Source organism: Achromobacter sp. 1014246743, from assembly GCF_059760725.1.
Genome location: NZ_JCBANA010000016.1, coordinates 18,125 through 36,910 on the forward strand (window position 1 = coordinate 18,125; position 18,786 = coordinate 36,910).

An 18,786-nucleotide genomic window follows, 5' to 3' on the forward strand; every position below is an offset into this window, starting at 1 on the left:
GATGGCGGGCACCGACACCCTGGCCAAATACCGCGCCAAGCGCAACTTCGACGTCACCGCCGAGCCCGCGGGGGGCGGCGAGGCCAACGAGGCGGCGCGCGCCTTCGTCATCCAGAAGCACTGGGCCAGCCACCTGCACTATGACTTCCGGCTGGAACTGGACGGCGCCATGAAAAGCTGGGCCGTGCCCAAGGGGCCCAGCTTCGATCCCGCCGTCAAGCGCATGGCGGTGCAGGTCGAAGACCACCCCATCGCCTACAACCAGTTCGAGGGCGAAATCCCCAAAGGCCAGTACGGCGCGGGCAAGGTCATCATCTGGGACGAAGGCACCTGGTCGCCGGTGGGCGACCCGGCGGACGGCTACCGGCGCGGGCACCTGAAATTCGACCTGCATGGCGTGAAGCTGAAGGGCCGCTGGGCCCTGATCCGCATGAAGGGCAAGGAATCCGACAAGCAGCCGCCGTGGCTGCTGGTCAAGGACCGGGACGACTACGCCCGCGATGCCAGCGCGTTCAGCGTCGTCGACGAACAGCCCAACAGCGTCGTGCCGCTGCGCCAGGCACAGCGAAAACCCAAGTCCCAGCCCAAGCCGGCCGCCGCGCCCCGCCTGCCGGGCCAGGCGGCCGACTGCCCCGGGATGCTCAAGCCGCAGTTGGCCACCCTGGTCGAGGGCGTGCCGGACCCGTCGCCAGAATGGCTGTACGAAATGAAATTCGACGGCTACCGGCTGATGGCCCGCATCGAAGCGGGCGACGTCCAGCTGTTCACCCGCAACGGTCACGACTGGGGCCCCAAGCTGCCGCACCTGGTCCAGGCCTTTGGCCGGCTGCCCGTGCAGAACGCCTGGATCGACGGCGAAATCGTGGTGCTGGCCGACCACGGCGCGCCCAGCTTCCAGGCGCTGCAGAACGCCTTCGATGGCGAACGCACGGGGGGCATTCTCTTTTACGCCTTCGACCTGCTGTACGTTGCCGGCCGAGACCTGCGTCACGAGCCGCTGCGCGTGCGCCGCGGCCTGCTGGCGCAACTGATGGACGCCATCGACGAAGACGCCCTGCGCTTGAGCGAGGCATTCGACGCCGCGCCGGCGGACCTGGTGGCGTCGGCCTGCAAGATGGGGCTGGAAGGCATCATCGCCAAACGGCTGTCGTCGCCCTATGTCTCGCGGCGCAGCGACAGCTGGATCAAGCTCAAGTGCGCCCGCCGCCAGGAATTCGTCGTCGTCGGCTACACCGACCCCAAGGGCACGCGCGTCGGGCTGGGCGCCTTGCTGCTGGCCTATCATGGCGACGACGGCCAACTGATCTACGCCGGCAAGGTCGGCACGGGCTTTGACGACCAGGGCCTGGCCGCGCTGCAACGGCGCCTGGCGGCCCTCGAAACCGCCGAGCCCGCGGTCAGGATTCCCGGCAGCGGACGCGGCACGCATTGGGTCAAGCCCCAGTTGGTCGCCGAGGTGTCGTTTGGCGAATGGACCGGCGCGGGCCATGTTCGCCACCCGGTCTTCCAGGGCCTGCGCAAGGACAAGCCCGCCCGCGCCATCACCAAGGAGACGCCCGTGAGCGCAGACGCCGTGACATCCGCTCGTGCCGCCCGGCGCACGAAGAAGACCCCGGCCGCGACCAAGGCCGCCGCAAAGACTGCCGCGCAGCCCGCCCGAACATCCGCCAGCCGGTCCACGCAGACGCCCGCCACCCGGGCCGCCAAGCCCGCCGCGACCGGCAAGCTGTCGCATCCCGAACGCGTCATCGACGCGTCCACCGGCCTGACCAAGCTGGACCTGGCGCGTTACTACGCCCTGGTCGCGCCGCTGTTGCTGCGCCACCTGAAGGGCCGCCCGGTTTCCTTCCTGCGCGCCCCGGACGGCATCGAGGGCGAACGGTTCTTCCAGAAGCACCTGGAAGCGCCGATGCCCGGCGTGCGCGCGTTGCCGCAATCGCTGGACCCCGGCCACGCGCCGCTGGTGGAATTGCCCACCGCTCAGGCCGTGCTGTCGGCCGTACAGATGAACGTCGTCGAGTTCCACACCTGGAACGCGGTCAAGACGGCCATCGCCAAGCCGGACCGCATGCTGTTCGACCTGGACCCGGGCGAAGGCGTGCCCTGGAAATCGGTACAGCGCGCAGCCCGGCTGCTGCACGTGATGCTGGACGAGATCGGCCTGCAAAGCTGGCTCAAGACCAGCGGCGGCAAGGGCCTGCACATCGTCGTGCCGCTGCGCCGGCAATACGACTGGGACACGGTCAAGGCATTCTCGCAGGCCATCGTGCAGCATCTGGCCAAGACGCTGCCGCAGCTGTTCGTGGCCAAGAGCGGGCCGAAGAACCGCGTCGGCAAGATCTTCGCCGACTACCTGCGCAACGGCTTCGGCGCCACCACGGTGGCGGCCTGGTCGGCGCGTGCGCGGCCCGGCATGGGCGTGTCGGTGCCGCTGGCCTGGGATGAACTGGACGATGTGCCGGCCAGCGACGCGTGGACGGTCGCCAACATCCACACCCGGCTGGACGTCGGCGATTCGCCTTGGGACGGCTATCGGCCGCAAGCGCTGCGGGCGGCCATGCAGGCCATGGCCTTCAAACCGGGCGGAAAGTGAGGGGCGCCACGCGGCCCCGGCCACTGCCGGGCGCCGCCGTCGCAAAGCAATCGGGGGGAAGCCGGCGCATGCCGGCCTCCCCCCGAGGCTTTCCGAAGATGCCGTCTTGATGGGCCTACAGCGCCTGCATCTCGGTGTTGGCGTTGCGGGCCGGCTGCGGCGCGGCCGGCTTGGGCGCCACCGGCGGGTTCACCACCGGCACGCCGGCGTTGGCCGAGGCGTTGTCCGTCACCGGCACTTCCACGTAGGGCAGGTGCAGCGTCTGGCTGGTCATGGCGCGAATCCGGTTGGTCAGCGCGGGGCTGTCATTCAGCTTCTGGCCATACGACGGGATGATCTCCTTCAGGCGCGTCTTCCAGCCGGCTTCCATCTGCTGCGGGAAGGCCTTGGCCAACAGGTTCAGCATGATGGGGGGCGAGGTCGATGCGCCGGGCGAGGCGCCCAGCAGCGCGGCGATGGTGTTGTCCTTGTCGGTCACCACTTCGGTGCCGAATTGCAGGATCGGGCCCTTTTCCGGATCGCGCTTGATGACCTGCACGCGTTCGCCGGCCGTCACCAGGCGCCAGTCTTCACGTTTGGCCTGCGGGAAGTACTTCAGCAGCTGCGCGTGGCGGTCGTCGTCGGTCAGGCGGGCCTGGTTGACCAGGTACTTCACCAGGTCCAGGTTTTCCAGCCCGACGTCGACCATGCTGGTGACGTTGTTGTGGTTCACCGACGAGAACAGGTCGAACGCCGAGCCTTCCTTCAGGAACTTGGTCGTGGCCAGCGCGAACGGGCCGAACAGCACCACCGGCTTGCCGTCGAGCTTGCGCGCGTCCAGGTGGGGCACCGACATCGGCGGGGAATCCGTGTCGGCCATGCCGTAGGCCTTGACGTCGTGGCGGCCCGCGATGGACGACGCGTCAAACGCCAGGAACTGGCCGCCCACCGGGAAACCGGCGTATTGCTTCGATTCGGGGATGCCCGACATCTGCAGCACCTTCAGCGATGCGCCGCCGGCGCCGATGAACACAAAGCGCGCCTTGGTCGTGCGTTCCTGGTTGGTCTTCAGGTCCTTGACCGTGACGTTCCAGGTCTTGTCATCGTTCTGGCGCAGGGCGGTGACTTCATGCTGCAGCTGCAGCTTGAAGTTGGGGTTGCGCTGCAGGCCCTGGGTGAGCTGGTTGGTGATGACGCCGAAGTTCACGTCGGTGCCCAGCGGCATGTAGGTGGCGGCGACCTTCTGGCCGGGATCGCGGCCTTCCATCAACAGCGGCGCCCATTGCTTGATCTGGGCGGGGTCGGTGGAATATTGCATGCCGTAGAACAGCGGGCTCTTGACCAGCGCGTCGCGGCGCTTGCGCAGGTATTCGATGCGGTCATCGCCCCACACGAAGCTCATGTGGCCCGTGGGATTGATGAAGTCCGAGGGCTGGCCCAGGCGGCCGGCCTTGACCTGATGCGCCCAGAACTGGCGCGAAATCTCGAACTGCTCGGCAATGTTGATGGCGCGCTTGATGTCGACCGAGCCATCGGGCATTTCGGGGGTGTAGTTCAGTTCGGCAAAGCCCGAATGGCCGGTACCCGCATTGTTCCAGCCGTTGGAGCTTTCAAGTGCCACGCCGTCCAGCCGCTCGAACAGTTCGACGTGCCAGTCCGGCTGCAATTCCTGCAGATAGGTGGCCAGCGTCACGCTCATGATGCCGCCGCCGACGAGCACGGCGTCGACGGGTTTGTCGTTCTCGGCTGCCGGGACTGACCGCTGGTGCAGCGGCCAATAAAGAAACAGCGCCGCCGCAATGACCAGCAATGCAGCCAGGCTGCCCACGATTTTGAGGAACTTTCTCATGGGTTAGAAACCTTTTTGGTTCAAAGGATTATTTTTTTCTTATGGGGACTTGCAGGAAGACAGGGGTGGGCACCTCCGTGGCGGTCAAGCACGCGAAAGGCCGCCCGGGCGTCGGGAGACAGGGGCCGGGATCAGGCAATCGGGCAAACGTGGATCAAACGCCGACCGGGTCGACGTGGGGGGCGCTGCACCGTCGAACACGGCCAGGCCGCTCAAAGACTAGTCGATTCTTGTTCCGAGTAGGGGAATACCCTGACAAAGGGTATTGGTTTCCGGGGGGCGCGAGGGCCGGTTGTTGGTCACCCGCCACAATGCGCCCGCCGTCGGCAGCCTGACCATGCGTCCCCCTGGCCGGGCACGCCAGTTGCTAGGCCCAGGCACGGCCATCCGCCCCGGATGTGACCGACCCACCGAGGCCGTTCTCCATGCTTCCCATTCGTAAAGCGGTATTCCCTGTCGCGGGCCTGGGCACGCGTTTTCTGCCGGCCACCAAGGCGATGCCCAAGGAAATGCTGCCCATCGTCGATCGTCCCTTGATCCAGTACGCCGTCGAAGAGGCCGTGGCCGCCGGCATCACGGAACTGATCTTCGTCACGGGCCGCAACAAGCGCGCCATCGAAGACCATTTCGACAGCATGCCGGAACTGGAACGCGACCTGGAATCCAAGAACAAACTGGCCTTGCTCGATACCGTGCGCAACGTCATTCCCGACAGCGTCAAGTGCGTGTACACGCGCCAGCCGGCCGCGTTGGGGCTGGGGCACGCGGTGATGTGCGCCGCGTCCATTGTCGGCAACGAGCCGTTTGCGGTGCTGCTGGCCGACGACCTGATCGACGCCGACGCGCCCGTCATCGGCGAAATGATGCAGGTGGCGCGGGAATTCGGCGGCAGCGTGCTGGCGATGCAGCAGGTGCCGGCCGCGCATACCCGCCAATACGGCATCGTGTCCGGCAGCGAGGTGGCGCGCGGCGTGCTGCGCCTGTCGGGCATGGTGGAAAAGCCTGCGCCCGACGAGGCGCCATCCAATCTGGCCGTGGTGGGCCGTTACATCCTGGAGCCGGAGCTGTTCGATGCCCTGGCGCGCACCGCGCCGGGCGTGGGCGGCGAAATCCAGCTCACCGACGCCATTGCCAGCCTGCTCACCACCCGCCGGGTGTTCGGTTATGCCTACGAGGGCGTGCGCTACGACTGTGGCAGCAAGGAAGGCTTTTACCGGGCCACCATGGAAATCGGACGCAAATACCACGGACTGGGGTGAAGGCGGGCCGGTCCGGCACGCCGGTTGCTGACGGCAGGCAAGGGCCGCATGAGCGGCTTGCCAGATCCATGAAGGAGCCGGACCACCATGCGCACCGCATCGAACCACCGAAACGCCACCGTCCCGGGCCGCGACGCGCCGCCCCGGCGTGACCCTGCGCCGGACCCATCCCCCGCCGAGACGCCCGAACCCGTGCCGGGCAAGGGCCAGACCGACGACAAGGGCCGCTCGCCGCCCGACAGCCTGCCCAACCCCATGCCGGATGTCGATCCGCAACAGACACCGGGTATCGACCGGTTGTGAATGGCCGGTCTCGTCCCTCAACCCGCCGTTGCCTCCTGGAGGCCTCTCATGAAAACCCGACACACCGTAGCCGCATTGATGGCCCTGACGGCCTTGGCTGGCGCCAGCAGCTGGGCGCAGACGAAACAGCCGGCGCCGACCCCGCCACCGCCCGCGGGCACCTCGATCATTCCCGAGAAGATGGCGCCCACGCCGCCTGCGACGCCGGATCGGCGCGACAGGCAGGAAAAACAGGACAGGCAGGAAAAGCAGGACATACAGGGCAAGCAGGACAAGCTGGACAAGTCCCGCAACGACGACAAGCCGAACAAGCCTGCCACCAGCCCGTCCAGCCGCCCGCCCGCGTCATCCGGCGGAGAAGGCGGCACGGACAGCCGCGGCCCTTCGTCCGGCCAGGGCGGCACCGGGTCGACGGGGCAGGGCGGCATGCCCGGGTCGGGCGCGTCGGCCGGGTCCGGCGGCGCCGCGGATACCCGTTGACCGCGTCCGGGCGCGCCGCGCGTCAGGCGTTGTTCTCTGACAGCCGCGGCGCGGCCGCGTCGGGGGTGTCCACGCCGCGCTTGCCGATACCGGCCACCTGCGCCACGATGCCCATGGCCACGATCACCGCGGCCAGGATCGCGGTGTACAGCACCTCGTTGCGGTACGTGCCTTCCAGCACCATCGTCACCAGCGCCGCGATGATGCAGACGATGACCGCGTAGGTCAGCCACGGAAACAGCCACATCTTGAATGTCAGTTCCACGCCCTGCGCCTGCAGGCGCTGGCGCATGCGCAGCTGCGAGCAGGCGATGGCCAGGTAGACGAACAGGGCGATGGTGCCGGTGGCCTGCATCAGCACGTCATACACGTCCATCTTGGACGTGGCCATCATCCACACCGCGGCAAAGGCGAAGACGCTGGAAATCAGCACGCCGACATACGGCGTGCCGGTATCGCGGCCGGTGATCTGCATGATGCGGTGGGCGTCGCCGCGTCTGGACAGCGAATAGAGCATGCGCGAGGCCGTGTACAACGCCGAGTTGAAGCAGCTGCACACCGAGGTCAGCACGATGAAGTTCACGATCAGCTGCGCGTGCGGAATGCCCAGCGCGTCCAGCGCCACGTTGTAGGTGCCGTGGGTGGGGTCGGTCAGGCTGGGGGCGTTGTAGGGCACCAGGCACACGACGATGAAGATAGACCCCACGTAGAACAGGCAGATGCGCCAGACCACCGAGCGCGTGGTCTTGATGATCTCGCGCCCCGGGTTGGCGGATTCGGCGGCGGCGACGGTGACGATCTCGGCGCCGATGAAGGCGAACATCACGCCCAGCAGCGCCACCACCACGGCCTTGGGCCCGTTGGGCATGAAGCCCTGGCTGGTCAGGTGCGACCAGCCATTGGCATTGCCCCACGGCCACACGTGCACCAGCGCCAGGCTGCCGATGACGAGGAAGATGACGATGGCCACCACCTTGATCAGGGCGAACCAGAATTCGAATTCCCCGTAGTTGCGCACGTTCAGGAAGTTGACGACGATGAGCGACACGGTGACCAGCAGGCCGTAGCCCCAGGCCGGCACCATGGGGAACCAGCCGTGCAGGATCTGGCCGGCGACGTAGGCTTCCCAACCCATCAAGAGTGCCCAGAAATACCAGTAGAGCCAACCGATGGTAAAGCCCGCCCAGCGCCCGATGGCACGGTCGGCGTAGGTGGAAAACGAACCCGTGTCGGGCTGCGCCACGGCCATTTCACCCAGCATGCGCATGGCCAGGATGACCAGCAGGCCGCCGCCGATGTAGGCCAGGATGACGGCCGGGCCGGCCAGTGCGATCTGCTTGCCCGAGCCCACGAACAGCGCCGCGCCGATGACACCCGCGATGGACATCATCGTGAGATGGCGCGATTTCAGGCCGCCTTTGAGTTCCGTGTTGGGGGTATTGGCCAACGTCTTCTCCTCTCCGAATGGCAGGGGCCATGGCGTGTCCGCCATCGGAATGGAAAAGAGGCCTGTCCCCAGCCGGTTTATCGCTATTGATTGTGCGAAAGAGGATACGTCAGCAGGCGGGCGGACAGGCGCCCGAGCCATGCTCTGTTGCAAGTGCAAGAATTTTGTTGCCGTGCCGGCCCGCGTGGGTTCGCGCTGGCGATGCGCGGGCCTGCTGGGCTTATTGCGCGATGGCTTGCGGGTCCGGAAAGCGCCACGAGCCATTCAGGATCTCGTCACCGGGCTGATAGAGCCTGACCGTGTAGTTCCAGCCCGGCATGGTGGGCAGGCAGTTGGCGATCTTGCCGTCGCAGCCGCCGAACTGGATGACGATCGAGCCGTCGTCGCCTTGCCGGGCGGTCAGGTTGTTCAACGAGTAGGCGTCGTACGCATTCTTCTGGAAGTACCCTTCGGCGTTGTACACGCTGACCGACCAGAAGCTCTTGACCGGCACCTTGTCCACCTTGAGCCGGTAGATGACCTTGCCGTCGTTCTGCGCGATCTTGCCGTTCAGGTAGGTGGCGTCCTTGGCCGGGTTGCCGCCCCAGCCGGCCGCGGTGCCCAGCAGATGCTGGATCGGATCGACGCTGGTCGGGGTGCCGAAAGCCTTGTCGTAGTTCGGCATGGTGGCGGCCAGCACCAGCAGGGCGTCGCGCACCTTGTCCTGGCTGGCCTTGTCCCATTTGGGCACGGCGAAGGTGCCGGGCTGGGCCTGGCTGACCTTGATGGCGTCCTGCAGCGCGTGCACCTGCGCCAGGTCCTTCGGGTCCGCGGGGTCGACCAGGGTGCGGATGGCGACGAACACGTAGCGGGTGCCGACATCCTCTTTTTTCAGCGTGTGGGTGCCGGCGCCGTAGAACACGGCGGGAACGTAATGGTTTTCGTCGACGACCAGGGTCGACATGAAGCGCTTGCCGGCTTCGGGCAGCGTGATCGTGACGGGGCCGGCGTCCAGGTCGAAGACGGCCTGCGAATACAGCGTGTCGCGATTCATGCGGATGACGTTCTGGGCGTCGATGGCCACCATCGCGCGGCTGTGCACGAACTTGCCCAGGCCGCCGTCGGCCACCATCTTGCCCAGGTACAGGTCGGATTCGGCGCGGGCGAAGTTATCGACCGTGACCAAGGTTGCCGCGTCGGGAGCGGGCTGCGCGTGGGCGCTGGCAAATGCCGCCAGCGTCAGGGCGACGATGCGGGACGCGGAGGAATACGACATGGGAAAAGCCTCTTGAAGGGGAAATCGCGGCGACTGTACCCCGAGGCTCCGGGCGCAAACCGCTGACAACGGCGAGTCGAGACAGATCGCCATGAACAATGAGACGTCGCTGCGGGACGCGTTCGTCCTGCGCGCCCGTCCTGCCCGCCGCGAAGACGTCGGCCAGGCCGGCGCGGCGCGGGCAAACCCGATATAAAACTTTGCATGGTCTCCATGATCCAGCGTTATGCATGGTGCCGTGGGGCTGCGCCGGGCGGGGCGCCAATAGTCATTGGAATCAAGGGGTTGAGACGTTCTTGAAATGGCCGCGCCGTACCCGGCGCAAAGGGGGCGGGGCCATTTCGGATTTGTGGCGACGCATGCATGATGGGGCCTTGCGCCAGGCGCGCCGCCGCGTGCCTGCCCATGCATCGGACCCTGTGGAACCACTGTTCAGCATGGTCCTTGATCCATCCCGATAACCCCCCCGGAGACCGATATCGTGAGCAACACAAAACCCGCGCGAAAGATGGACCTTGCGGTCGCCCAGATGGGCGCCGTCAACCTGGCCGACAGCCGCGCGGTGGTGGTCCGCCGCCTGGTCGACATGATGCGCGAGGCCGCGGCCCGCAAGGCCGAGTTCGTGGTGTTTCCCGAACTGGCGCTGACCACCTTCTTTCCGCGCTACTGGATGGAAGACGCCGAGGCGGTGGAACGCTACTTCGAAAAGACCATGCCCAACGCCGACGTGCAGCCGCTGTTCGACACGGCGCGCGAGCTGGGCATCGGCTTTTACCTGGGCTATGCCGAACTGACGCCGGAAGGCCGGCAGTTCAATACGGCCATTCTGGTGAACCGCCAGGCCAGGATCATCGGCAAGTACCGCAAGATCCACCTGCCGGGCCATTCCGACCACAAGCCGGATGCGCCGTTCCAGCACTTGGAAAAGAAGTTCTTCGAAGTCGGCGACCTGGGTTTTGGCGTGTGGGACACCCATGACGTCAAGATCGGCATGTGCCTGTGCAATGACCGGCGCTGGCCGGAAACGTACCGCGTGATGTCGCTGCAAAGCGCCGAGCTGATCGTGCTGGGCTACAACACGCCGTCGCTGAACATCCACTGGAACGAGCCGGCGCACCTGCGCACCACCACGCATGAGATCGTGCTGCAGGCCAGCGCCTACCAGAACGCCGTGTGGGTGGCTGCCGCCGCCAAGTGCGGCTTTGAAGACGGCCACCACATGATCGGCAGCTCGATGATCGTGGCGCCGTCGGGCGAGATCGTGGCGCGTTCCAGCGGCGAGGAAGACGAAGTGATCACCGCGCGCATCGACCTGGCCATGGGCCAGGCGTTCCGCGACCACGTCTTCAATTTCGCCAAGCACCGCAGCCCGCAGCACTACAAGCTGATCGTCGAACGCACGGGCGCCGGCGACCCGCTGCCCGTGGCGGAAATCAGCTAGGCCGACGCCGGGCTGGGCGCCGTGTCACCGCAAGTGTCAGGCCCGCTGGAGAATGGCCTGCGTCATCGCAGGCAGTTCTTTTTTGACGATCTGCGAGAACTGCGTCAGGAAGGCCTTGGCAATCGACGGCGGGGGGTCGACGCGGGACTGCGACACGTGCACGAACAGCGGTATCGCCGGCTCGATGCGGCGCACCACCAGGCCATGCAGCAGGGTATCGGTCAGGCCGTAGGAATCGACCAGCGCCACGCCCACGCCCTGGCGCACGAACGAGCACGCCGTCTGCGACGAGCGCACCTCGATCGCCGGGGTCAGGATGTGGCCCAACGGGTCCAGGTGTTCGAACAGCGTGTCGCCCAGCGGCGTGTCGCGGCTGTAGCCCACCAGCATTTCACCGGCCAGCATCGCCGGCGCAATCACGCGTTCGCGGGCCAGGCGGTGGCCCGCCGGCAGCACGCAGACGACTTCGCCCTGCGCCAGTTCGGTGGTGATCAGGTTGGGGTGTTCGGGCTTGAAGATCGAAATGGCGATGTCGGCATAGCCCAGCAGCAGCTGCGGCAGCAGGGCGTCCATGCCCAGCGGTCGGTAGCGGATGCGCACGCCAGGGTTGCGGGCGCAGAACTTGGCCGTCGCCGCGGGAATCAGCCATTCGCCGAAGCTGGGGCTGGACACCACGCTGACCAGGCCGCCGCCGTGGCCGGCCAGGCCGGCGGCCATGTCGTTCAGGCGGTTGACGCCCGCCTGGATGGATTCGACTTCCTGGAACAGCTTGCGCGCTTCCTTGGTGGGATGCAGGCGGCCCTTGAAACGCTCGAACAGCGCATAGCCCAGCCGCAGTTCGATCGAAGCCAGCACGCGGCTGATGGCCGGTTGCGTCACGTGCAGCAGCCGGCCGGCTGCGCTCAGTGAGCCCGTGATCATGATGGCGTGGAAAACTTCGATCTGGCGCAAGTTCAACGGCGCAGACCGGACCTTTCCGGGTAATTGAGACATGCTGCGTGATTTCCTCTTGACCGGGGCGGTGCCCGGATGCCTGCCGTCCCGCCTTTACTGACGAAGAATTCTACCCAATGGCGACGAACGCTCGCGTCACCCCGGCAAACCCGGCATCCAGGCCAGGCCGAGGCCGACGCCAGCATCGCGCCCCGGGTGCGGCCGGTGCGGCAGGAAGCCGCCGCGACCGATGCCTTCTCGTGGCCTGCTTCAGCGATCCCGGCCTGCGCGACCTGGTGCCGGCGCCCGTGCTGGGCATCGGTGCTTGTTCGGTGCTGACCGCCATGGGTATCGGCACGCACGTTGGCATGATCGCCATCGCAAGCCCCCTCAGGCGGCCACGCCGGCCAGATGGTCCAGCAGCACCCGCGCCGCGGGCGAAAGGCTGTCTTCGTCGCGAAAGCAGATGACGAAGCTGCGCGTGGCCCAGGCGTCGGTCAGCGGTATGACCACCAGGCCGTTGGCCTCGGCATAGGATTGCGCGACCTGTCTCGGAACGACCGTGATGCCGAGGTTGGCGCGCACCACGCGCAGGGCGGAGTCGAAGTTCGACACGATCACCCGGTGCAGCAGCGGCTTCCCTGCCTGCGCCGCGGACAGGTGCAGCTTGACCTGCACGGAGCTGGCCACGGGCATGCCCACGTGTTCATAGTCCAGCGTCTGCTGGAACTGCAGCGTGCGTTCGCGGGCCAGCGGATGGCTGGGATGCACCACGATGGCCAGGTGGTCGTTGCGGTAGGGGCGCGACCGCAAGCCATCGAGCGGCGAGGCATCCCAGCACAGGCCCAGCGATGCCACGCCCTCCTTGATGCCGCGGATCACCTGGTGGCTCAGGCCCTCTTCCAGGTCGATGCGTATGCTGCGATGGCGCTCATCCTGCAGGAACACGGCCACATCCTCGGCCAGGGATTCGGCGAGCACCGACGAGGTGGCCAGCACGCGTACCTGACCGCGCAGGCCATGGGAGTACGCCGACATGTCGCGCTCGATGCGGGCCGTGCTGGTCAGGATGGCGCGGGCGTGTTCCAGCAGCGTTTCGCCGGCCGGGGTCGGTTCCACCCCGTGGCGGCGCCGCGTCAGCAGCTTTGCGCCGACGGTGTCTTCCAGTTGCGCCAGTCGCTTGCTGATGGCGGAACCGACGATATTCGCATTGGCGCCCGCGCGGGCGATGTTGCGCGTTTCGCAGACGGCCACGAACAGGCGCAGGGAAGTCAGATCGAGATCGCGCATGGGAAGGTCCTCGGTCGCGTCGGGTCAGGGAGGAACCCATAAGATATTCCAATATGGAACTTGATGCGTTCCAAATTAGCGACGCCGCGATGATTGGAGAAATCTAAACTGGGTCTATTCCTGTCTACCTGGACGACTGCTCTCTATGTCTGCAAATGCGTTTCCTGCTGGCTGGCCCGCGCGCGTGACCGTGCGCGAAGTGGGCCTGCGCGACGGCCTGCAAAGCCTGGCCCGTGTGGTGCCCACCGATATCAAGCGCGACTGGATCGCCCAGGCCTATGCCGCCGGCCTGCGTGAAATCGAGGTCGGCTCTTTTGTGCCGGCGCGCCTGCTGCCGCAGCTGGCCGACACGGCAGCGCTGGTGGCGTATGCCAGGACGCTTCCCGACCTGCATGCCTCTGTGCTGGTGCCCAATCTGAAAGGCGCCGAACACGCCATCGCCGCGGGGGCGGACTTGATGATCGTGCCGCTGTCGGCCAGCCGGGCGCACAGCCTGGCCAATCTGCGCAAGACACCGGACGAGGTGGTCAAGGAGGTCGGGCGGATCCGCGCGGCGCGTGACGCCGCGGGGTCGCGCATGCTGCTGGAGGGCGGGGTGGGGACGGCCTTTGGCTGCACCCTCCAGGGGGCCGTGGACCCCGCCGAGGTGCTTGCCCTGATGCAGGCCTTGCTCGATGCCGGCGCAGATCGCGTCAGCCTGGCCGATACCGTGGGATACGCCGACCCGCTGATGGTGCGACGCCTGTTCGAGGCCGCGCGCAAGATCGCCGGCGACCGCCTGGCCTGCGCGCATTTTCACGATACGCGTGGCCTGGGCATGGCCAATGTCATGGCGGCGCTGGAAACCGGCATGACCCGGTTCGATGCCTGCCTGGCCGGAATAGGAGGGTGTCCGCACGCGCCCGGCGCCAGCGGCAACGTCGCGACCGAGGACGTGGCGTATCTGCTGGGAAGCATGGGCGTGGCGACCGGCGTGGACATGACGCGCCTGCTGGCCCTGCGCGAACAGGCGGGCGTGTGGCTCGAGGGCGAAACCCTGCGGGGTGCGATCGCCCGGGCCGGCTTGCCCAGGACCTGGCCGGCGGCCGCCCCGGCCGCACCCCTGCCGGATGCGGCAGCGGAACCGGCGCCGGTCGATGCCACGCCCGCCGTCCCGGCGACGCCCGCGGCTGCCACGCGCCGCCTGCCCTTGGCCGGCCTTCGCGTCGTCGAGTTCACCCACATGGTCATGGGGCCGACCTGCGGCCTGGTGCTGGCGGACCTGGGCGCCGAGGTGATCAAGGTCGAGCCTGTCGACGGCGACCGCACGCGTCATCTGCTGGGCGCCGGGGCGGGGTTTTTTCCGATGTTCAATCGCAACAAGAAATCCATCGCCCTCGATCTGCGCAGCGCGGAAGGGGCGCAGGCCGCGCGCAGGTTGTGCGCCAGCGCCGACATCGTCGCCGAGAATTTCAGGCCGGGCGTCATGGCCAGGTACGGGCTGGACTATGCCTCGCTGGCGCCGGGCAACCCGGGCCTGGTCTACGTCAGCTGCAAGGGCTTCCTGCCTGGGCCCTACGAGCACCGCACCGCGCTGGACGAAGTCGTGCAGATGATGGGCGGCCTGGCGTACATGACGGGACGTCCCGGCGACCCCCTGCGGGCGGGCACCAGCGTCAATGACATCATGGGCGGCATGTTCGGGGCGATCGGGGCGTTGGGGGCGTTGCTGGAACGCAAGGTCACCGGACGCGGCCAGGAAGTGCAGTCTGCCCTGTTCGAGAACAATGTCTTCCTGGTTGGGCAACACATGCTGCAGTATGCGATCACGGGCGAGGCCGCGGCGCCCATGCCCGAACGCATTTCGGCCTGGGCCCTGTACGACGTATTCAACGTCAAGGACGGCCAGATCTTCCTGGCCGCCGTCAGCGATGCGCAATGGGTCACGTTCTGCGACGCCTTCGGCTTCGACGACCTGAAAAACGCGCCGCACCTGAAAACGAACAATGAGCGAGTGCGGGTGCGAGCGGCCTTGCTGGCCGATCTGCGGGTCCGCCTGCAGCACTACGAGGTCGACGAACTGGCCCGCCGCTTCGAACGGCACGGACTGCCGTTCGCGCCCATCGTGAAGCCGGAGGAACTGTTCGCCGATCCCCACCTGCAAGCCACGGGCGGCCTGGCGGACATCCGCCTGCCGGACGGCGAACGCGCCGGACAGACGGCGCAGGCCACGCTGTTTCCCATCACGATGGGCGGCGCGCGGCTGGCGGTGCGGCTGCAACCGCCCACCGTGGGCGAACACACCGGGCAATTGCTCAGGGAACTGGGCTACGGGGATGACGATATCCGCGGGCTGCGAGAGCGAGGGGTCGTTCACTGATATTGCGCGACCCCCATACCTATAAATCAAGGAGACAGAAAATGAAGACAGGTGAAGGTTCGACCTCGCGCCGCGCATTGCTGGGCGCGATGGGGGCCGGCTGGCTGGGGGCGGTGCTGCCCTGGCCCGTGGCCCAGGCGCAAGGGCAGGGGGGCCGGCCGCTGCGCTTGATTCTGCCCATCAGCGTGGGCTCGGGCGTGGATACCATCGTGCGGTCGGCGGGGCCGGCCCTGAACCAGGCATTCGGACAGTCGGTGGTGGTGGAAAACCAGCCGGGCGCGGGCGGCATCCTGGGCACGTCAGCCATCGTGCGCGCCACGCCGGACGGCAACACCTTGGGCGTGGTCTCGAACAACCATGTGATCTTTCCCAGCGTTTTGAAGTCGGTGCCCTTCGACCCCATCAAGGACATCACGCCGATATCGCTGATCGGCACGACGCCGATGCTGCTGGTGGTGAATCCGAAAAAGCTGCCGCAAGGCAATGTGCGCGATCTGGTGGCCGCCTTGCGGGCCAAGCCGGACGCCTACAACTACGGTTCATCGGGCAACGGCACGATCCTGCACCTGGGCTGTGAACTGTTTCTGCAGCAGAACGGCCTGAAGATCCGCCACATTCCCTACAAGGGCACCGGCCCGATGGTGGCGGACATCATCAGTGGACAGGTCGATTTTGGCGTGACGTCGCTACCGTCCATCCTGCCGCACCTGAAAAGCGGCGCGCTCAAGGCGATCGGCACGGGCAGCAGGACGCGCAGCGCGGCCGCGCCCGAGATTCCGACGCTGCGCGAGCAGGGCATGCCGGACTACGAGGTCGAGGGCTGGTTTGCGGCCGTCGGCCCGGCGCACCTGCCCGGCGCGCAAGTGCAGCGCGCCTACCAGGCCTTCGCGGCCGCCTACCGCGATCCCGACACCCGCAAGGCCATGGACGTGCAGGGCAATGTGATCACGCTGCGCGACCCGGCAGACACGGCGGTCTATTTCGCCAGCGAGATGCGCAAGTATGCCCAGGTGGTGAAAAACGCGGATATCGAGGCCCAGTAGGACAGGGCATGCACGCCAGGGGGCCGCCGTACCCGTGTCAGGTATGGCGCTTGCTGGATGACTCCGATCAAGCCGTTCGCGGCGGGCACCGGCTGATCCGGTGTGTACAAGGAGATATCCATGGCAAGCAAGAAACCCGGCAAGACCCAGACCCAGGGCCCCGTCGATACCGCCTTCAACAATACCGACAGCGGGCCCGCCACGCCGCCGGCCGCCAGCGGCGGTTCCGCGGCGATGCAGCGGGCGGCGGCGGTGGCCGCCACCGTGCAGGCGATGCCGCACAACCCGTCCAAGGCGCAGGAATATGGGGACGAGGGCGCCCGCTGCCCTTACCGGGGCGAACAGGCCCCGCCGCCCGATGCCTCGGTGGGTGCCAGCACCCTGTCCGAGCCGCAGCAGAACGCCAAGACGGGCGAGCCGGCCGAGCCCGGCGTGAACGCGGTCGCCGGCCAGCTGGCGCGGGTGCGCGCCGATGCCCAGGGGCAGGCGCTGACGACGAACCAGGGCGTGCCGGTGAGCGACAACCAGCATTCGCTGAAAGCGGGCTTGCGCGGCCCCGCGCTGCTCAAGGATTTCATCCTGCGTGAAAAAATCACCCACTTCGACCATGAACGCATTCCGGAACGCATCGTGCATGCGCGCGGGTCGGCCGCGCATGGCTACTTCGAGTGCTATGAACCGCTTGCCGATCTGACCCGGGCGTCGATTTTCGCCAAGAAAGGCAAGCGCACCCCGGTATTCGTGCGTTTTTCGACGGTGGCCGGGGAGCGGGGGTCGAAAGACACGGCGCGCGACGTGCGCGGCTTCGCGGTCAAGTTCTACACCGATGAGGGTAATTGGGACCTGGTGGGCAACAACATGCCCGTGTTCTTCATCCAGGACGCGATGAAGTTCCCGGACCTGGTGCATGCCGTCAAGCCCGAGCCGCATCACGGCATGCCCCAGGCGGCGTCGGCGCACGACACCTTCTGGGACTTCGTGTCGCTGATGCCGGAATCGACCCACATGCTGATGTGGCTGATGTCGGACCGCGCCATTCCCCGCAGCTATCGCATGATGCAGGGCTTTGGCGTGCACACCTTTCGCTTCGTCAACGACCAGGGCGAGTCGCACCTGGTGAAATTCCATTGGAACCCGGTGGCCGGCACCCACTCGCAGGTGTGGGACGAAGCCGTGAAGATATCGGGCGCCGATCCGGACTTCCATCGCCGTGACCTGTGGGAGGCCATCGATGCCGGCCATGGGCCGGAGTGGGAATTGGGCGTGCAGGTCTTCACCGAAGAAGACGCCGAGCGCTTCAGCTTTGACGTGCTCGATGCCACCAAGATCGTGCCGGAAGAACTGGTGCCGGTTCGTCCCATCGGCCGCATGGTGCTGGACCGCAACCCGGACAACTTCTTTGCCGAAACCGAACAAGTGGCGTTCTGTGCGGCGCATGTGGTGCCGGGCGTGGACTTCACCAACGATCCCTTGCTGGCCGGGCGCATCCATTCTTACGTCGATACGCAGATTTCGCGGTTGGGCGGCCCCAATTTCCACGAGATTCCGATCAACGCGCCGCTGGCGCCCGTGCACAACAACCAGCGCGATGGCATGCACCGGCAGGCCGTGCACCACGGGCGCGTGGCGTACGAGCCCAATTCGCTGGGCGGCGGCTGCCCGTTCCAGGCCGGCATGGAAGGCTATGTCTCGTTTCCCGAGCCTGTCAGCGGCGACGAGCTGCGCGGCCATCCGGAACGGTTTGCCGAACATTACAACCAGGCGACCCTGTTCCTGAACAGCCAGACAGACTGGGAACGGCGCCATATCGTGAACGCCTTCGCCTTTGAACTGAGCAAGGTCACCGTCGCCGCCATCCGGCAGCGCATGGTGGCGTCGCTGCGCAATGTCTCCGATGACCTGGCGCAGGCGGTGGCGGACAAGCTGGGCATGGCGCTGCCCGATCCCATGCCGCGTGCCCTGCGCGACGTGCCCCAGCCCGAAGTCGAACAGTCGCCCACGTTGTCGCTGACCGCGCGGCCCGGCGAGGTGGGCGTGGTCACGCGCAAGGTGGCCATCCTGGTCGCCGAAGGCGTGGACGGCGCTGCCGTCTCGGCGGTGGCGCAAGCCTTGATCAAGGCCGGCGTCGTGGTGCGGCTGGTGGGCCAGCGCATCGGTCCGGTGGGGACGGCCGGCAGTGGCGCGTTCGACGCCGACGCGTCGCTGGACAACCATCCGTCGGGCCTGTTCGACGGGGCCGTGGTGCCTGGCGGGGCGGCGGCGGTCGCACGCTGGAACCAGGACGGGCGCGCGCTGGAATTCATCCGCGACAGCTACCGCCATGGCAAGACGTTGCTGGCGGTGGGCGACGGCGCGGCGCTGCTTGAAGCCGCGGGTATCGATCTGGCACAGGAGGATGGCGGCCTGGTCGTCGGCGCCACGCCGGCCAAGGCCACGGCCGCATTCATCGAGTCGTTGGCGCGCCATCGGCACCCCGAACGGGAAACCGACCCGGCACGCCTCTGACGGCGCGGTACACGGCGGTTCCGGCACTGGCCACGAACCGCCCTGGCGCC

General features: G+C 67.0%; 13 protein-coding genes and 1 pseudogene. 9 read left to right on the forward strand and 5 right to left on the reverse strand.

Features of this window, described 5'->3' with window-relative positions:
• The first annotated feature begins 1 nt into the window (after window position 1).
• On the forward strand, window positions 2-2,593 hold the full coding sequence (ligD, locus tag AC6LJ2_RS09045) for a DNA ligase D (RefSeq protein ID WP_498151233.1): 2,592 nt from the start codon (window positions 2-4) through the stop codon (window positions 2,591-2,593).
• 115 nt (window positions 2,594-2,708) lie between these two features.
• Here ligD and mqo read toward each other — a convergent pair whose 3' ends face one another.
• Window positions 2,709-4,421 carry a malate dehydrogenase (quinone) gene (gene mqo / locus AC6LJ2_RS09050; protein ID WP_263913605.1) on the reverse strand — a complete coding sequence of 571 codons (1,713 nt, stop codon included), beginning with the start codon at window positions 4,419-4,421 and terminating at the stop codon, window positions 2,709-2,711.
• Between the two features lie 425 nt (window positions 4,422-4,846).
• Here mqo and galU point away from each other — a divergent pair, with 425 nt between their 5' ends.
• The 3 genes from galU (at window position 4,847) to AC6LJ2_RS09065 (ending at window position 6,463) form a co-directional block, all read left to right on the forward strand.
• Entirely contained in the window at window positions 4,847-5,680 is an 834-nt protein-coding gene (gene galU, locus AC6LJ2_RS09055; RefSeq protein WP_263913606.1) for a UTP--glucose-1-phosphate uridylyltransferase GalU, read from the forward strand.
• A gap of 87 nt (window positions 5,681-5,767) precedes the next feature.
• On the forward strand, window positions 5,768-5,983 hold the full coding sequence (locus tag AC6LJ2_RS09060; protein ID WP_263913607.1) for a hypothetical protein: 216 nt from the start codon (window positions 5,768-5,770) through the stop codon (window positions 5,981-5,983).
• A gap of 48 nt (window positions 5,984-6,031) precedes the next feature.
• A complete protein-coding gene (locus AC6LJ2_RS09065) occupies window positions 6,032-6,463 on the forward strand; it encodes a hypothetical protein (RefSeq protein ID WP_498151216.1) in 432 nt (143 codons plus the stop codon).
• Window positions 6,464-6,485: 22 nt separating this feature from the next.
• On the opposite strand, the gene AC6LJ2_RS09070 is transcribed toward AC6LJ2_RS09065, so the two are convergent.
• Complete coding sequence (locus AC6LJ2_RS09070; RefSeq protein WP_498151234.1) at window positions 6,486-7,853, reverse strand: amino acid permease; 1,368 nt, start codon at window positions 7,851-7,853, stop codon at window positions 6,486-6,488.
• A 277-nt stretch (window positions 7,854-8,130) separates the two neighbouring features.
• Complete coding sequence (locus AC6LJ2_RS09075) at window positions 8,131-9,165, reverse strand: DUF1254 domain-containing protein (protein WP_445657006.1); 1,035 nt, start codon at window positions 9,163-9,165, stop codon at window positions 8,131-8,133.
• Window positions 9,166-9,673: 508 nt separating this feature from the next.
• Here AC6LJ2_RS09075 and AC6LJ2_RS09080 point away from each other — a divergent pair.
• Window positions 9,674-10,606 carry an N-carbamoyl-D-amino-acid hydrolase gene (locus AC6LJ2_RS09080; RefSeq protein ID WP_445657005.1) on the forward strand — a complete coding sequence of 311 codons (933 nt, stop codon included), beginning with the start codon at window positions 9,674-9,676 and terminating at the stop codon, window positions 10,604-10,606.
• Between the two features lie 36 nt (window positions 10,607-10,642).
• Here the strand turns inward: AC6LJ2_RS09080 and AC6LJ2_RS09085 are convergent, their stop codons facing one another.
• Both AC6LJ2_RS09085 and AC6LJ2_RS09090 read right to left on the reverse strand, forming a co-directional pair.
• On the reverse strand, window positions 10,643-11,599 hold the full coding sequence (locus tag AC6LJ2_RS09085; protein ID WP_263913610.1) for a LysR family transcriptional regulator: 957 nt from the start codon (window positions 11,597-11,599) through the stop codon (window positions 10,643-10,645).
• Between the two features lie 330 nt (window positions 11,600-11,929).
• Window positions 11,930-12,829, reverse strand: coding sequence for a LysR family transcriptional regulator (locus AC6LJ2_RS09090; RefSeq protein ID WP_263913625.1), 900 nt, complete (start codon window positions 12,827-12,829; stop codon window positions 11,930-11,932).
• 145 nt (window positions 12,830-12,974) lie between these two features.
• On the opposite strand from AC6LJ2_RS09090, the pseudogene AC6LJ2_RS09095 reads away from it, so the two are divergent.
• The 4 genes and pseudogenes from AC6LJ2_RS09095 to AC6LJ2_RS09110 all read left to right on the forward strand — a co-directional run.
• Window positions 12,975-13,820 (forward strand): annotated as a pseudogene (locus AC6LJ2_RS09095) (hydroxymethylglutaryl-CoA lyase); the annotation flags it as partial.
• Between the two features lie 192 nt (window positions 13,821-14,012).
• Complete coding sequence (locus tag AC6LJ2_RS09100) at window positions 14,013-15,188, forward strand: CoA transferase (RefSeq protein ID WP_263913670.1); 1,176 nt, start codon at window positions 14,013-14,015, stop codon at window positions 15,186-15,188.
• 41 nt (window positions 15,189-15,229) lie between these two features.
• Window positions 15,230-16,231, forward strand: coding sequence for a Bug family tripartite tricarboxylate transporter substrate binding protein (locus tag AC6LJ2_RS09105; RefSeq protein ID WP_498151217.1), 1,002 nt, complete (start codon window positions 15,230-15,232; stop codon window positions 16,229-16,231).
• Between the two features lie 120 nt (window positions 16,232-16,351).
• The gene (locus tag AC6LJ2_RS09110) at window positions 16,352-18,736 is read left to right on the forward strand and encodes a catalase (protein ID WP_498151218.1); all 2,385 of its coding nucleotides are present in this window, start codon (window positions 16,352-16,354) and stop codon (window positions 18,734-18,736) included.
• The last annotated feature ends 50 nt before the right edge of the window (window positions 18,737-18,786 follow it).

Excerpts from the sequence above, each read along its gene's own strand:
- ligD (WP_498151233.1), top strand. The coding sequence starts at position 2 with ATGGCGGGCACCGACACCCTGGCCAAATACCGCGCCAAGCGCAACTTC.
- mqo (WP_263913605.1), bottom strand. The coding sequence starts at position 4,421 with ATGAGAAAGTTCCTCAAAATCGTGGGCAGCCTGGCTGCATTGCTGGTC.
- galU (WP_263913606.1), top strand. The coding sequence starts at position 4,847 with ATGCTTCCCATTCGTAAAGCGGTATTCCCTGTCGCGGGCCTGGGCACG.
- AC6LJ2_RS09060 (WP_263913607.1), top strand. The coding sequence starts at position 5,768 with ATGCGCACCGCATCGAACCACCGAAACGCCACCGTCCCGGGCCGCGAC.
- AC6LJ2_RS09065 (WP_498151216.1), top strand. The coding sequence starts at position 6,032 with ATGAAAACCCGACACACCGTAGCCGCATTGATGGCCCTGACGGCCTTG.
- AC6LJ2_RS09070 (WP_498151234.1), bottom strand. The coding sequence starts at position 7,853 with ATGATGTCCATCGCGGGTGTCATCGGCGCGGCGCTGTTCGTGGGCTCG.
- AC6LJ2_RS09075 (WP_445657006.1), bottom strand. The coding sequence starts at position 9,165 with ATGTCGTATTCCTCCGCGTCCCGCATCGTCGCCCTGACGCTGGCGGCA.
- AC6LJ2_RS09080 (WP_445657005.1), top strand. The coding sequence starts at position 9,674 with ATGGACCTTGCGGTCGCCCAGATGGGCGCCGTCAACCTGGCCGACAGC.
- AC6LJ2_RS09085 (WP_263913610.1), bottom strand. The coding sequence starts at position 11,599 with ATGTCTCAATTACCCGGAAAGGTCCGGTCTGCGCCGTTGAACTTGCGC.
- AC6LJ2_RS09090 (WP_263913625.1), bottom strand. The coding sequence starts at position 12,829 with ATGCGCGATCTCGATCTGACTTCCCTGCGCCTGTTCGTGGCCGTCTGC.
- AC6LJ2_RS09105 (WP_498151217.1), top strand. The coding sequence starts at position 15,230 with ATGAAGACAGGTGAAGGTTCGACCTCGCGCCGCGCATTGCTGGGCGCG.
- AC6LJ2_RS09110 (WP_498151218.1), top strand. The coding sequence starts at position 16,352 with ATGGCAAGCAAGAAACCCGGCAAGACCCAGACCCAGGGCCCCGTCGAT.